This is a genomic window from Desulfosporosinus cupriresistens (assembly GCF_001707885.1).
Taxonomy (GTDB): domain Bacteria; phylum Bacillota; class Desulfitobacteriia; order Desulfitobacteriales; family Desulfitobacteriaceae; genus Desulfosporosinus.
In genome coordinates, this window is sequence record NZ_MASS01000044.1 from 1 (window position 1) to 13233 (window position 13233).

Genomic DNA, 13233 nt, shown 5'->3' on the forward strand with positions numbered 1-13233 from the left:
CCTTTTTTTTATTTACTAAATATGAACACCTATTTTCAATTTACTAAACTTTCTCAACATTTTATTTATTGACAAAATACTTTATTAATGTTCAAAAACACGACAGACAGAATGAAGGAAGATAAACTAAGAGCATAAGCACCTTGCTTACGAGATCTCGAAATCGTGGGTTGTCGGTGGCCAATGGCTAAGAAAGGAGGTAAGAATATTTAGCTTAAGATCTCATAAAGTGTAGCTTGATAACCGAATACAACACAAAGACCCTGCTTCAATATCCAAATTAGAAAGGAATGATAAATTTGGAGACAAATAATTATTCGACACCTTCAGAGATAACTTATACCACTATCCAGACAGGGATTAAAAAAGTAGGTATGAAATATTCAAATCAGTTTATATTGGGAATTTTAGCAGGAGCATTTATAGCTTTTGCAGCCGAAGGATCAAATATGGCAGCCTTTAATTTATTTGCAAAGCCAGAAACTTATGGTCTCGGGAAAGCTTTAGCAGGTTCAATATTTGGAACAGGTCTTATGCTAGTTATTTTAGCAGGCGGAGAATTGTTCACTGGAAATACAATGATTTTAAGCGGAGTCTTAGATGGAAAAATTAAATTAAGTGCAATGCTTAAGAATTGGTTTTTTGTTTATGGCGGTAATTTTGTTGGTTCCGTCTTTCTTGCCTATATGATGGTACATTCTGGATTATTCAACAGTGGCGCCAATGTTCTGGGTGGGATGACTATCAAAATAGCCTCCTATAAAGTAGGATTATCGTTTATGTCGGCTTTCTATTTAGGAATTATGTGTAACATGTTAGTTTGTCTGGCAGTTTGGATGGCCTACGGAGCAAAGGACATGGTAGGTAAAATATTTGCAATTTTCTTTCCGATTTGGCTATTTATTACCTCCGGATTTGAGCATAGTGTAGCAAATATGTATTATATCCCTGCTGGAATATTGGCAAAAGCAAACCCAAGTTGGGTAGCTCAATCCCATGTTGCTCCAGAAGTACTTGCGGAATTAAACTGGGGAACCTTTATTACTAATAACTTAATTCCAGTAACCCTTGGAAACATTGTTGGGGGATCACTTTTTGTAGCTGGTGTCTATTGGTTTGTGTATATCAAAAATGTCTCGAAGAAAGAAAGTGCCTCATCAAATAATCAGATCAGACCAAGTGCCGCTAAATAAATGAAGCAATTGAATCAATCAATTCAGCAAAAAATCCTGTCCTTAATAAACAAGGACAGGATTTTTTACTAGTCAGAAAGTATAACTTTTCGTTCCATACTTTCTGGAAGGTCCCTTCTCGCCATCCATGGCTACAGGGACACTCGGCCATCCATGGCCAGCGCATCAGTGCAACTAAGGTAGCCGCCTCGCCAAGGTTTGGCGCCAGCCAAGTTTTCCTTTAAGAATATCGGGACTCAATTTACAACATTAATCAGTTTTCCTTGAATAAATGATTCAATATTAACAGCCATTAGCTTAATAAGTCTCTGTCTCGACTCAAAACGCCGCCATCCTATATGCGGAGTGAGGATGACATTGTCCATGTAAAACAAGGGGTTAGTCGGTTCCGGTGGTTCTTGTTCTTGAACATCTAGCGCTGCACCAGCAATTTTCCCGTTTTGTAAGGCTTCGATTATATCAACTTCTTTTATTATCGATCCCCTTGAGGTGTTGATGATAAATGATGAAGGTTTCATCAGATTCAGACGATCCTTATCGATAAGCTGTAATGTATCAGCGGTGAGAGGGCAGTGGAGGGTGACAAAATCACTTTGTTTGAGTAAGTCTTCTAGCGAAACAAAGCGTACGTTGGGGTTATCCAATGGTTTCGGAGTTCGACTATAGATGAGAATATTCATTCCCAGAGCCAGAGCGATTTTTATGACCGCCTGTCCAATAGCGCCGCCTCCACCAATGACTCCTAGTGTTTTGTTCTGCAACTCGAAATGGGGAAAATCTACGTGTTTGTTAAAATCATCAAAGTTTTTCTGTTTAATCATCATCTGTCTCTGGATCAACGAAGAGCTGAAATTTAAGATGTAGGTAATCACTAGATGAGCAACGGCTTCAGTGCTGTAGCTAGGTACGTTGCAGACGGTAATATTCTTTTCTCTTGCGGCAACAATGTCGATATTGTTATAACCTGTTCCAGCTTCGCAGATCAGTTTAACGGAGGGAGGAAATTGGGAGATCAAATCCCTACCTAGAGGTAATTCTTTCGTGATGATAATACTTTGATCTTTAACTCGTTCTAAAATTTCTTTATCGCTACTTTCCTCGTAGTTTGTCAAAGTAGTGAGTTTGGTTATCGATGAAAAATCGAGTCTGTTGTCAAAGTTAAGTTTTGCAGAATTAAGAAATACGGTGTTTTCCATAGGTACCCCCTAAAGTTTAAAATTTTCTATAAACACTAAATATTATAGTTCTATCCTAGCTGATGGTCAACTCATAAGACCAGTTTGTAAACTAGTTGCTTACTTCGCGTAGTTCTTTATTGCATACTTTGATCACGGTTAATGAATGGTTATAAAAAAGAATTAGTTATCAATCTTGTCTTCAACTTTGCAAGTGGAGATACCTAAAAGCGAACTAATTGGGCAATAACGAATTGCACCGGTGATAAGTGGGAGTAATCCAATTATGCCCCACCAACTCTTATAGTACAGACCTAATAGCAGAATAATTACTCCAGCTGCAATCCTAATAATTCGCTCAGTTCCCCCAACGTTACATTTCATTGAAATACCCCCTTTAATAGTTTGCCATTCAAACCTACTCCTGTGATGCCTTTGATGCTCTCCAAGAGGCGGCGTACTGTTCAAACGTTCTTTGAACAGTTTCCCCGATTTTTTTATAAGCTTCGTCATTCAAGTTTGCCAGAGATGTGCGAATTGACCACTTTGGACCTTCGAACCCGCCGCCATTTAGAAGTACGATTGAAGATTCTTCAGCTAAACGAAATAAGATGTCTATGGGTTCATAGTTGGCTTGTAAGTACTGAACGAATTCGTCGCCGTACTTCATCTTTGCCCAAATTAATAAATCAATTTGACTGTAGTAAGCAGCGTCATAAGCATCCTTACGGAGCTCGAGCCCGAAACCTTCGTACAATAATTTTTGTCGTTGGTGACAAATTCCTTGTGTCAACTTCTTATAAAGGTTCTCTTTGTCAAGTAGGCCGAAAAGTGCAAAAAGCGCCATTTGTACCTGCTGAGGCGTTGATAAACCCGCCGTATGATTAAGAGCGACTTGACGACTGTCGGCCACCATCCGATCAATAAAACGAATTTGGTTGGGACGCAAAGTTATTGTTCCATAGCGTTCTGCCAAAGCTTCCCTTTTTTCGCGCGGCAGTTCTCTCAATAATTGATCAAATACATTGTCTTGGTGCACAGCAATAACTCCTAAACGCCAACCCGTAGCCCCAAAATACTTCGAGAAGGAGTAAACCCCGAGTGTATTAAATGGCAACTCAGCCATGAGCGAACGAAAGTTATCCACAAATGTGCCATACACATCATCAGTGATGACCATTATCTCCGGATTATGGTTCTTGACAACTTCTATTAAACGTTGCTTCGACGAGTCTTTTATGGCTACAGAGGGTGGGTTGCTTGGGTTAACAACGAAAAGAGCTTTAATGCTGGGATCTGCTAATTTATCAATTTCTGAGTTTGGATATTGCCAAGTGCGGCTACCTGCCTCATCCATTTCTAAAGCATAAATCTCAATTACCTCAAATTGATAACGAGATAACTGAGGAATCTCAAGATAAGGGGTAAAGGTTGGTACCATAAGTGCAATCGTATCCCCCTTGGAAAGCAAATTATTAGCTATCAGGGAGTCAAAAATGTAACACATAGCTGCAGTGCCGCCCTCAACAGCGAATAAGTCGTATTTGCCAGGGGGAGAAACCTTATTACACATTTCCTGAATGAGATACTCGTGGACAACCTGTTCTAAGTGTACGAGCATTCGATCCGGTACAGGGTAGTTATCTCCGACAATCCCATCGACAAGTTCATACACCCAAGCATCTGGGTTGAAACCTAGATTGAACGTCCCATAATCAAGGATAGCGCTGAGAAAGCCGACTCCGGGTGCGTCGTGATGTTTTTCAGTGTAAGCCTTTAGCCGAGCCGAGATACCTTCTTTTTCAGGCATACCAGCCAGGTCGTTATCTTTCCATATTTTGCGCGATTCCTCCATGGCAAAGTGGCCCAAAGTAAAGAACGCCTCGCGTGGTGTTGCTGCAATCCAGTTGGGGTTGCCTCTTCCGGCATTGAGCATTGACCAAATGCTGTGATCGCCTCGATCATGGGCTAGACTAATTAATTTGTCCTTAAGTTCAAAAGGACTAAGTTGTTCGTAGGTTCGTTCAATTTCTCTACGAAGCGTATTGTCTTTATTAATGGTAATCATGCCTCCTTGAATTTGGTGAGCCACTTCGTTCTGAAACCAATATATGTTGGGCCGACCTAGTTAGGTATAATGAAAGCGCTTAAGGGTACTCTGCTCTGTACATGATACATTTATACACCCGTAATTAAGTCAGTTAGTCAGCATGGGTATGGCGAATCAGGATTTTTCACAAGCTAGGAATAAGGTCTGACAAAATATCGATGCAGCCTGTTTCTACGTAAATTGAAACTTCTTTCACGAGGATAGGAGGAATTTATGGGACTTTGCCGAAAGTAAAAGAGTTAAAGGAAAATAAAGAGGGATGTTTATTAGTAAAGGCTAGCTTGATTGATTAGGTAAAAGAAGTATAAAATGAAACTAACAGAGCATGAAAGGTGTGAACTAGGAGATGCCACTTAAGCCAATGCGTATCTATTCAGAACAGTGGAGTCCATCGGAGGAACAGATTAATAGTTTATTTCCAATTGATGACATCATATCTGAAGTTGGAAAGGATCCTGGGATAAAGGTCTTTACCGATGATGAAATAAGATTAAAGTTTCCCGCTCAATATAATATCTCTGTGCAAGCTCGAGCATATAATCAGTCTTTAGTTGAGCTTTTACATGAGTATTATGAAGATTATAGATACAAACCGGAGCTTGCAGAGTTATTAGGAGTACAATTACCGCAAATCATGTGGGTTGATACGTTAGGTCTTGAAGAAAACTTAATTAGTCTCCATATAACTAAGCTTAACAAGCAAGAGGTTTTTATTAATGATATTATTTTAGTAAAAAATATTGAATTCGACTCATTAAGCGATGGCATCCTTGATGAGGTACTTAATAATTTGCGGAGGTTTGCTAAAGATCAGGGAGCTAAATACTTGTCGGGTTATGCAGCAAATAAAAGCACTTTAGAGCTATTTAAGGCTAAAGGGTTCAAAGAAGACAAGCGCGAGGGAATGGGTAATGATTATCTCTGGGGAATCGCAGTGGTGATGGGCGAACAGCTGCCTTTCTATGCTGAGTTGTAATTCTCATGGCAAATAAAATGACGATCTACTCAGATTTCTTATGACCCTTCTGTATGATTGGGAAAGTCCCACTTGACCAGTTGGCCAAGGATAAAAATTTAATTTTAGAATGGAAAGCCTTTGAACTTAGACCAGAAGGTTTGGAAATCCCTCCAAAACCAGCTGAGTATCTGGCCCGAGCCAAAGCGGGTATCGAAAATTTGAGCCGAAAATATGGACTCCACATGACCTTTAATGAGAAGAGTAAACACTCTAGGTTAGCTTTAGAAGGCGCTAAATTCGCTGAGGAAAACGGACTCGGAAACGAATATCATGACGCAGTTTTTGCAGCGCAATTTCAAGAACAAAAAAACATCAATGACTTAAATATTTTGACTGATTTAGCTCTCCGGATAGGGCTAGATCAGGAGAAATTCTTGGAGGCTCTCATTTCTCGAAAGTATAAACAAGCTGTATCTCAGGATGAAGAAGAAGCTGACCTGATGGGCATTCAAATGGTTCCCTGTTTTATAGTAGAAGGTCGCAAGGCTTTTGGCGCTCAAAGCTATGAAGCACTGGAGAAACTTCTCCAAGGGCAGGAACTTCACAAGCTAACTCTGGGATAATACATCACTCGATTTGACTATAATGAATATTCTGATTTTTAAGACTACCATCATTTAACATTTTGTTATATTATTGAATCAGGTGTAAGAGTAGAGGAGGTATTTAGAATGGAATTGACCGATGCACAGAAGAAATATTTAAAAGGGCAGGGCTATATCGCCTATAAAGATGGCGTGCATTTTTCTTGTCGGGTTGTAATTCCGGCAGGTAGAATGAATGCCCAACAAGCGCGCAAGATCACGGATGTCTGTGAGAAATATGGAAAAGGTTCTTTTAGTCTAACTCAGAGACTGAATGTTGAAATTCCTTGGATCCAGTATCAGGACTTGGATAATGTCAAACGAGAGCTTATGGAAGTGGGCTTATCTATCGGCGGTACAGGGATGAGACCAAGACCTGCACTTGTCTGTAAGGGGAGCGTCTGTCAGATGAGCTTCTTTGATACAGAAGAGGTTGCTAAAATGATTGATGAGCGATTTTATAAAGGACAATACGATCAAGTACTGCCTAATAAGCTGAGAATTATCGTTAGTGGGTGTGGCAATGGTTGTTCAAAGCCTCGCCTCGGGTGTATAGGTTTACAAGGCAGAAAATCAGACCAAGTCGCAATCTCTCTAGGAGGAAAATTTGGCAAAGAGCAATCGATTGGAAGAGAATTGCCTGGCTTGTATTCAATAAATGAGGCCTTGGATATTTGCGAAAAAACAATAGCTTATTATCGAGAAAACGGTATACAGGGTGAACGACTCGCCAAAACTATTGAAAGAATCGGTTTTGGAACAGTAGGGAGCGCCATCACTGGTCTAGCTCTTTCAGAATTTAACAATCTTTAAAAACAAAGAGTTGATAACTCTTCGCTGTTGGTTCTCTGTACATATCAGATAAAGCTATCAATAAAAACTAGGGGTTGAAACTCTTGTCGCGCAAGGGTTTTCGCACCTAGTTTTGTTCTATCGAACGGTAGTGTCAAAAATGTGATCAAGAAAAATATAAGTTTGGATATATTAAACAAGGGAGTAGGATATTGAATTTAGGTAAAGAAGCAAAAAATACAACTAGTTTAATTCTAGGTAAACAGCAATCCGAACTACGGGTCCTTGTGATGACCGCAGTGGCGGCTGAGCGGGACGCAGTCTTGCGTGGGCTAAACCACGATCCAAGATTTGACGTTTTGGTGGCAGGTGTTGGTTCAGTCGTTGCAGCAGTTAACACGGTCAGGGCAATAGCTACTAACGAATACAGTTTGGTAATAAGTGCTGGTATTGGTGGAGGTTTTCCTGGCAGAGCTGAGGTAGGTTCGCTCGTAGTGGCGAGCCAGATTGTCGTTGCTGACTTGGGAGCGGAGACCGCAGAAGGGTTTGCTAGTGTGGATGAATTAGGTTTTGGCTGCAGTCATGTCCAGATTGAGGCTAGCCTATTGGACCGCGTTACTGGGGCACTGCTAGCAGCTAAGTTGCCCGTTATCACTGGACCAGTGCTCACGGTCTCAACGGTTACAGGCACGGTTGCGAGTGCAGATGAGCTGGCTGCAAGAGTACCGGGAGCCACTGCTGAGGCTATGGAGGGTTATGGTGTTGGATTTGCGGCGTTTGACCGCAGTTTAGCAGTTCTGGAGATTCGAGCAATCTCGAACATGGTTGGTCCTCGTGAGCGGTCTACATGGCGAATCAAGGAGGCTTTAGACATTTTAGAAGCAGCTAGCTCAGTATTGACGGAGGTTTTGTGATGAATATTACCATTTCTCCCTGTCCCAATGACACGTTTGTTTTTCATGCCTGGGTACACGGATTAATACCAGGCGCCCCAAAGATTGAAGTAACCTATGCTGATATTGATATCACGAATAGTTTGGCAGCTGGATCCAATGGGCCGGATGTCGTTAAGATTTCGTATGCAGCTCTACCTTGGGTATTGTCGGAGTACGCCCTGTTGCCATGTGGCGGTGCGTTGGGTAAAGGCTGCGGACCATTGGTGCTAACCTCTAATAGAGAAACTGGTAACAATGATCCGGCAAGGCTATCAAGCAGACGGGTGGCGGTTCCGAGTGAACGATCAACCGCCTATTTGCTTTTTCGGTTATGGGCAGCTCAGCATGTGCCGGGGGGAGTGGGTGAGATTGTTGTCTTACCATTCCATGAGATTATGCCTGCAGTGCGTGACGGCTTAGTTGATGCTGGGCTTGTGATCCACGAGGCCCGTTTTACCTATCCCTCGTATGGGCTAACCCTCTTGGCTGATCTAGGTAGTTGGTGGGAGCAAGATACTAACCTACCAATCCCGCTAGGTGCGATTATGGCTCGTAGGTCACTGGATCTTTCGGCAATCACTGGCTGGATTCAGGCGTCAGTCAAATACGCTTGGGGACACCCAGAGGAGTCAAAGGAGTATATTCTGCGCCATAGCCAAGAGTTGTCCCCTGAAGTAACCAAAGCCCACATTAAGCTTTACGTTAACGAGTTTACTGAGAATATCGGTGAGATGGGTTATAAGGCGGTTACCTCCTTGCTAAGTAGAGCTGCGCAAGAAGGTCTGGTACCAAAGGTGGATTTAGCGGCCCTATATTTATAAGTGAGACATAATTATAGCTAACTACTAGATATTTTGATCGATGGGCATATTTAACAATTATAATTTAGAGAAATAAGGCTGGAAGCTAATGCTCCAGTCTTGTTTCTAAGTAAAAATACGATAGGGGGAAAAAGTTGATAAAGAATTTGTATCTCGTAAGACATGGTGAGGCAGAACACCTGATAGGTAAGGGGTTAACTGGAGGATGGACAGACTCGGATTTAACAGAAAAAGGAAGAATGCAAGCACACGAAACAGGCAAAAGAATTTTAAACTTTTTGGGGAAAATTGATGTTGGATTTTACTGTAGTGATCTGCGCAGAGCAAAAGATTCGGCGGAGATTATCGGTAGTTATATAGCCAAAAAGCCATTAGCATTTATGGAATTGCGGGAGCAGAATAATGGTGACGCAGCAAATCTTAGTACTGAAGAAGCCCAAAAAATATCTTCTCCGATTTCAGAACCTATAATGGATTGGATACATTATCCTAATGCTGAAAGTTGGAGAAGTTTTAATAATAGAGTATATAGGTTTATGAATGTAATTGAACAAGAATCTATGGAGACCGTGCTTATTGTATCTCACAGAAGGATAATTTTAGCAATAATTCATTGGTGGTTGGAATTCTCCGAAGACTATATTAAAAAAGTATCATTTGATATCGAACCTTGTAGTCTTACCTATCTAAGGATTAATAAATGGGGAGAAAAAACAGTCTCCAAGCTAAATGATATTGCTCACCTAACGGATATAAAATTATAAAATTAAAGGTAGCGGGTTTTGCTGACCACCTTTTTTATAGAATGAATGTAACAAGCTCCGCCTATTCCAGGGGGGCTTGTTTATTTGAGCCTTATTAAGCGCTTTACAATTTATAACATTTATAGTATAGTGCGTTACAGTACTAATGTACAGGTGTGGATTGTGCCAGGAGGTGGAATTATGATCCTAAATAACAAAAGTATGAAACCCATATATGTACAGATTGCCGAATGGCTGGAAGTAGAAATACTTAATGATCACATCAAGGAAGAAGAACGTATCTTCTCGCAGTATCAGCTAGCGGATATGTTTACTATAAACCCCTCAACAGCTGCTAAAGGGCTAAATATTCTAGCTGACGAGAACATTGTTTATAAAAAACGTGGCCTAGGTATGTTTGTATCACCCAATGCCAAGCAGTATATCTTAACTAAGCGCAGAAATCAGATTTTAGGGCAAATGATTGAAGCGTTAGTTATCGAAGCAAAACGGTTAGATGTGAGCGAAAGCGAGCTTATTAGGATGATCCAACAAGCAAGAGCAGAAAGTGAGGAAAACTTGAGATGAGTACAATTCAAGCCAGAGATGTTACAAAGTCCTACGGCAAGATTAAGGCTATAGATCATTTATCCTTTGATATAGAAGAAAACAAAATAACGGGTTTAATAGGAAGAAACGGTGCAGGAAAAACAACTTTGTTAAAGATGATTGCGGGATATATAAGGCCAACAAGTGGTGATCTCATGGTCCATTCCCGAAATCCGTTCAACAGCTTGGAAGTTTCAGCACATACAATTTTTATCGATGATAATATGACATTTCCCAATTCACTGACCCTCAAGGACATATTAACAGAGGTGTCTCACTTTTATATCAATTGGAATAGTGGCTTGGCAAGTGGCTTATTTGACTATTTTTCATTGAATCCGAAACAGCCGCACAGTAATTTATCGAAGGGAACAAAAAGTACATTTAATAGTATTCTCGGTATGGCCTCACGCTGCCCGCTTACTATTTTCGATGAGCCAACAACAGGTATGGATTCGGCAGTAAGAAAGGATTTTTATAAGGCCTTGCTGAAAGACTATATTGAATACCCCCGAACGATCATTCTATCAAGTCATTTATTAAGTGAACTTGAAGAAATATTAGAGGATATTCTCTTGATCAATCAAGGTACAAAGAGATTACATCTTCCGGCGATTGAGTTAAGGGAATTTGCAGTTGGAATTAGGGGAAATGCCCAAGTCGTGCAGGATTTGGTAGAAGGTAAGGAGATTCTCTATCGAGAAGAATTTTCTAAAGGCAGCTTATACGTTGTTTTAAAAAAGGAGTTATTGCGAGATCAGTTTGACCAAGTAAAGCAAAGTAACTTAGAAGTTGTCCCGGTTTCAACGGATGATCTGTGCGTTTACTTAACGGCAAAAACTAATGGGGGGATTGAGGATGTCTTCAAAAGAAGTTAACCTGCTATCAATTTCGTGTAAACAATATTTCTACAAGCTTAAAGCTTATTCTAGTTTGGTCCATAGCCTTATAATTGTACAACTGATTGCGCTGCTTTTCTCAATGGGCGGAGTGCTTAGAATGTCGGGTGGTAATGGAGAATTATCTGTTTCGGTGAAGAGTTATAATTCGAACATAGTTATAGTATTCTCGTTTTTGTGGATAATGTTTATAGCCGTACAGCTAAACTCGAAGCCCTATAAAAAGGTGGAGCTTCCACTTGTGACCAATAGATTGTCAGGGAATTTATCAAACATAGGTTGCTTGGTGACCACTTGTCTTTTTGGGGGGATTACTTCATCACTTGTTGGTGTGCTTCTAAGGCTAATAACTAATTCTACGTTTGACAGGTCACAAATTGTTTTCAACACATTTTTCTTCACTGATCTGCTTCTCGGTATGTTTGTTGCTATTTTATATATGCTCTTATTCTCTGCGTTTGGTTATTTTATAGGGGTATTAGCCCAATTGAATGTCGCTTTTATAATAATTATTCCGGCAGTAATTCTGGGGGTCTTAAGAGTATATACCGATTTTTCCCAATCTGTTTTTAAGTTTTTTGCTTTTGAGGTTTCTCTGACCATATTTGTGCTAAAAGTCATTATTACTTCAACCTTTTTATTTGGCATTAGTATATTTCTTTCGAACGGAATGGAGGTTAATAAATGATTAGTAGAGCTTCAGCACAGTTATTCCTTATATTGCTCATTGTGATAATCATAGCCATAGCATTTATTGTTCCGAAAATAGGATTTAAGCTTGCTCGGATATCATGGAGAGGGAGTTTAATGGTATCAGGTTTATATCTTGGAATTTTAATTGTGGCTGTTCCGATATTATATCTGCTGCCGAAAGAAGGTTATAGCCAAACTATTGAAAATAGAGATCGAGCTATAACGTTATCTCAAAACACTATCTCAGATTTGTATAGTCACGATTTATCTGCTGAGAAAGATTTAGATGAATTACCAGGACTTTATAAAAATAGTAGTCATACATTTAAAGTCGATTCCAAGAATCTGTCCTTTAATGTACCATCCAATGTGGGGTTATATCCCATTTTGGTCGCCAGAAAGAACATTGATGACGGAGATATTGACGTTTGCACTTACGTTGCAACTCAATTTGTTGGAGAGATTGATTATACAAAGTTTATTTTGCCTCCCATTATTACATTTCAAAACGGGACGTTATCGTTTACATCGACTCACCAATCACTGGATTTTATCCAATGTAGTGCTGACTTTACTATTAATCAATTTAAACATCAAAATACAGGAGAAGAGAATGGGTTGTCAACAACTTTTGGAGATAAAGTTGTATATATACGCGTTCCTAAAAGTTTAATAATTAGTAATGGAATGAACAACAATATTCACTTGATTAGTAGCGACTGAATGCTGCATGAACTTGATTTTATAGTCAAATATTGAGTGTAACTTTATGAAGGAGGTTCATAAATGAATCAAGGGCAAACGAGCAAAACTACTGAACCACTACATCTGGGCTTGTTAGTAATTTTTGCGTTAACCCTCATTTGGTCTGTCATTAATCCAAAGGATTTATTTACATGGTTTCTGGAGGTTTTTCCAGCACTGATCGGGTTGGCAGTTATAATAATTACATATCATCGATTTCGATTGACTAACTTAGTTTATGTCTTGGTATTAGTGCACGCTTTAATTCTTGTGATCGGCGGCCATTACACTTATGCTGAAATGCCTTTTTTTAATTGGCTGCGAGATAATTTTCACCTGGCCAGGAATTATTATGATCGCTTGGGCCATTTTGCCCAGGGGTTTGTGCCGGCAATTATTTGTCGAGAAGTGTTATTACGCAAATCTCCATTAAAGAGAGGGAAACTGTTATCTTTCCTTGTAATTTGCATTTGTCTGGCGATTAGCGCTTCGTACGAATTAATTGAGTGGGGTGTAGCAGAGGCTACAGGGAGTGCTGCTGACGCATTTCAAGGCACACAGGGGATGTATGGGATACACAATGGGATATGTTTATGGCTTTGTGTGGTGCCGTTATTTCGCTTGTATCGCTTGGGAATTTTCATGATTCCGTTCTGAAACAAATGCGATGAGATCAATGAACCATTTTTCAATAGACAATTACAGAATAGTTGGTTAAAATGGATACTGTAGATAATCTGTGAGTTGTTTCACAGGTTTGGTAGTAAGGCAGACAGATAGGTCGACCAATTTGAACAAAAATTACGAGCATGGAAGGATGGTAGAATGACGATTAAGTGATTTGATTTATCAGCTATCCTTTTTGTGGTAGCTTTTTTTTGTACTATTTAGAAAGTATAAGGGCAACTAGGCAGCCG

The 13233-nt window shown here is 39.9% G+C and carries 14 protein-coding genes and 1 pseudogene; 12 read left to right on the forward strand and 3 right to left on the reverse strand.

Annotated features, from left to right (window positions below):
• The first annotated feature begins 299 nt into the window (after window positions 1–299).
• Complete coding sequence (locus DSBG_RS15615) at window positions 300–1193, forward strand: formate/nitrite transporter family protein (RefSeq protein WP_068965215.1); 894 nt, start codon at window positions 300–302, stop codon at window positions 1191–1193.
• A gap of 236 nt (window positions 1194–1429) precedes the next feature.
• Here DSBG_RS15615 and DSBG_RS15620 read toward each other — a convergent pair whose 3' ends face one another.
• The 3 genes from DSBG_RS15620 to aspD form a co-directional block, all read right to left on the reverse strand.
• Window positions 1430–2389, reverse strand: coding sequence for an NAD(P)-dependent oxidoreductase (locus DSBG_RS15620; RefSeq protein WP_068965216.1), 960 nt, complete (start codon window positions 2387–2389; stop codon window positions 1430–1432).
• A 162-nt stretch (window positions 2390–2551) separates the two neighbouring features.
• Complete coding sequence (locus DSBG_RS15625) at window positions 2552–2752, reverse strand: YgaP family membrane protein (protein ID WP_068965217.1); 201 nt, start codon at window positions 2750–2752, stop codon at window positions 2552–2554.
• A gap of 34 nt (window positions 2753–2786) precedes the next feature.
• A complete protein-coding gene (aspD, locus tag DSBG_RS15630; protein ID WP_141694344.1) occupies window positions 2787–4436 on the reverse strand; it encodes an aspartate 4-decarboxylase in 1650 nt (549 codons plus the stop codon).
• A 388-nt stretch (window positions 4437–4824) separates the two neighbouring features.
• Between aspD and DSBG_RS15635 the strand changes: the two genes are divergently transcribed.
• The 11 genes and pseudogenes from DSBG_RS15635 (at window position 4825) to DSBG_RS15685 (ending at window position 12987) form a co-directional block, all read left to right on the forward strand.
• The gene (locus DSBG_RS15635; protein WP_068965218.1) at window positions 4825–5454 is read left to right on the forward strand and encodes a hypothetical protein; all 630 of its coding nucleotides are present in this window, start codon (window positions 4825–4827) and stop codon (window positions 5452–5454) included.
• A gap of 5 nt (window positions 5455–5459) precedes the next feature.
• Window positions 5460–6059 (forward strand): DsbA family oxidoreductase, encoded by a 600-nt coding sequence (locus DSBG_RS15640; RefSeq protein ID WP_083236918.1) that lies wholly within the window; start codon window positions 5460–5462, stop codon window positions 6057–6059.
• Between the two features lie 108 nt (window positions 6060–6167).
• Complete coding sequence (locus tag DSBG_RS15645) at window positions 6168–6893, forward strand: ferredoxin-like domain-containing protein (protein WP_068965220.1); 726 nt, start codon at window positions 6168–6170, stop codon at window positions 6891–6893.
• Between the two features lie 191 nt (window positions 6894–7084).
• Window positions 7085–7786, forward strand: a complete 702-nt coding sequence (locus DSBG_RS15650; RefSeq protein WP_068965221.1) for a futalosine hydrolase — start codon at window positions 7085–7087, stop codon at window positions 7784–7786.
• Entirely contained in the window at window positions 7786–8628 is an 843-nt protein-coding gene (locus tag DSBG_RS15655) for a 1,4-dihydroxy-6-naphtoate synthase (protein WP_068965222.1), read from the forward strand. Before DSBG_RS15650 ends, DSBG_RS15655 begins: the two co-directional genes overlap by 1 nt.
• Before the next feature lie 134 nt (window positions 8629–8762).
• Complete coding sequence (locus tag DSBG_RS15660; RefSeq protein WP_068965223.1) at window positions 8763–9392, forward strand: histidine phosphatase family protein; 630 nt, start codon at window positions 8763–8765, stop codon at window positions 9390–9392.
• 180 nt (window positions 9393–9572) lie between these two features.
• Window positions 9573–9959 carry a GntR family transcriptional regulator gene (locus DSBG_RS15665; RefSeq protein ID WP_068965224.1) on the forward strand — a complete coding sequence of 129 codons (387 nt, stop codon included), beginning with the start codon at window positions 9573–9575 and terminating at the stop codon, window positions 9957–9959.
• Window positions 9956–10858, forward strand: coding sequence for an ATP-binding cassette domain-containing protein (locus DSBG_RS15670; protein ID WP_068965225.1), 903 nt, complete (start codon window positions 9956–9958; stop codon window positions 10856–10858). The genes DSBG_RS15665 and DSBG_RS15670 overlap by 4 nt, the downstream gene beginning before the upstream one ends.
• On the forward strand, window positions 10839–11567 hold the full coding sequence (locus DSBG_RS15675) for a hypothetical protein (protein ID WP_068965226.1): 729 nt from the start codon (window positions 10839–10841) through the stop codon (window positions 11565–11567). The genes DSBG_RS15670 and DSBG_RS15675 overlap by 20 nt, the downstream gene beginning before the upstream one ends.
• Window positions 11564–12295: a hypothetical protein gene (locus tag DSBG_RS15680; RefSeq protein ID WP_068965227.1), complete on the forward strand. Its 732-nt coding sequence runs from the start codon at window positions 11564–11566 to the stop codon at window positions 12293–12295. The genes DSBG_RS15675 and DSBG_RS15680 overlap by 4 nt, the downstream gene beginning before the upstream one ends.
• A 63-nt stretch (window positions 12296–12358) precedes the next feature.
• Window positions 12359–12987 (forward strand): annotated as a pseudogene (locus tag DSBG_RS15685) (DUF2238 domain-containing protein).
• Window positions 12988–13233: the final 246 nt, after the last annotated feature.